This is a genomic window from Bartonella sp. AP3QHHD, from assembly GCF_042195765.1.
Lineage (GTDB): Bacteria > Pseudomonadota > Alphaproteobacteria > Rhizobiales > Rhizobiaceae > Bartonella.
This window is the reverse complement of record NZ_JBHIPC010000018.1, coordinates 1-1,782: the sequence shown is the minus strand read 5'-3', so window position 1 is coordinate 1,782 and position 1,782 is coordinate 1. Positions and strand designations below refer to the sequence as shown.

Below are 1,782 nucleotides of genomic sequence, written 5' to 3'. Positions count from 1 at the left end.
CCGCACCTTGAAAAAACACACATGAAATCAATAAGTTATAGCACCATAAAAGTGCTGTGGCGGAGGGGGTGGGATTCGAACCCACGGTACAGTCTCCTGCACGCCGGTTTTCAAGACCGGTGCCTTAAACCGCTCGGCCACCCCTCCAAACTAGATATGCTTTTTGACAAATTTCTTGTAAAAGGTCAATCATTTTAATACGCATTTTAAAGCGTTCTTTGTAAAACTATTTAAGTTTCTATTAAAATAATTCTTCATAAGTTAATTCTTTGAGTGTGTTATCTAAGAGTTTCATTTTTAAACATGATAGTTTTTTCTGAAAAAATGAAAGGTAATTATGATATTTATCATTTTTTTCCTGTTTAAAATTTTTTTACAAAGCAATATTTTTTTTAAGTTCTAACAATCGTTTTCGTAATAATAAGAAATGTTTAGTTGAAAATGTTTGATAAATTATATTAAATTCCGGTCGTGTATTTTTGAATTATTTTACCTTTCCAGATATTTATTTTATTTAGATCGTTTATATTGGCGAAAAGAAAATGTTATTACTCTGACAGTTTATGAGAGATAAATTTGTAAGAATGACATATATATTCAAGGAAAGTTTTTATTGAGTTTAAATTAAGTACAATTCAATAAGAAAGCTCTTTAAAAGATTTTAATTTTTTAAATAAAAATATTCAGATATTTAGTGCGTCTAAAGAGTACCTTGGAGGGAATGGCTGATTTGCACTATTTGAATAAAAATTTATGTAAGATTTGCATCGATAGTTTAAAATCTCTTCTAGATATGACTGGAAATTAGGTATATTTGTAATGCTTTTTCTGTGGGATAAGCAAAAAGTTAATTTGAATGGAAGAAAAAATTATTGAGCAATACCCTTAGATCAATAGATAGTTTGTGAAGGTATTACATAGTTTTTCAAGAATAGAACTTAAAAACGCTAAATTATGCAGAGTCAGAAAGCGTAAACTTTAGAAGACAAAGTTTTAAAAGCCGATTCATTCACAAGTATGTGTAAAATAAAATATTTATGTCTAATATGAGAGAATAGGTTATTCCTGATTCTATTGAGTTTTTTTGCCTCTATCCCTCATCTTTTTGAAGCTTTTTTATGGTTGCAAGAGCGAGTTTTTTACGGTCTGTGCTCTTTGTGTAAAGAGATGCCATAGCATCATTTGTCCAGCCAAAAATTGCTTTGAGTTGTGATACTGTTGCACCAGAATTAGCGTCCACGTTTTGCTGCTAATTTTCTCAATCCATGCGCCGATTTTTTGATACCTGCTTTGGTACACACATTATAAAATGTAAATCCGAACCTATTTTTGGGTATTTTTTTCCCGCATTTACCACAAATGAATGTTTCATCACCTATGGGACCTGCTTCAAGCATTTTGGCTAATTCTGGAAAAATAGGAAGAAAAACATCTGTTTGAAATTTACTTTTTTCTGTTTTGAGGTGAATGATATTATCATTGACATCTTTCCAGCCAATTCGTACCGCATCATCACGACGCAAGCCCGTATATAAAAGAACATCAATCCAGACACGTTCATGGGTACCATGATGCCATCTTTGATAATATTTTTCGACATCTTCTTCTGTCCAAACAGGAAATCTCTCTTTGTTTTTGAGGGGGCGTCTTTTTGTTCCTAAAGCTGGATTATTTTCCAAAAGACCTTGATCAATCGCCCAATTAAAAAGCCCATTTAGGGATTGTAGAAAGTCTCTAGCCATTGCTGGTGTTTCTTTGCGCCGTTCAACACCGGCTATGATA

At 32.4% G+C, this 1,782-nt stretch carries 1 tRNA gene and 1 pseudogene; both read right to left on the bottom strand.

The annotated features are described in order from the left end of the window. Window positions 1-57: 57 nt before the first annotated feature. Window positions 58-147, bottom strand: a tRNA-Ser gene (locus ACFIL7_RS01280). A gap of 943 nt (window positions 148-1,090) precedes the next feature. Then, window positions 1,091-1,782: pseudogene (locus tag ACFIL7_RS01275) on the bottom strand (tyrosine-type recombinase/integrase); the annotation flags it as partial.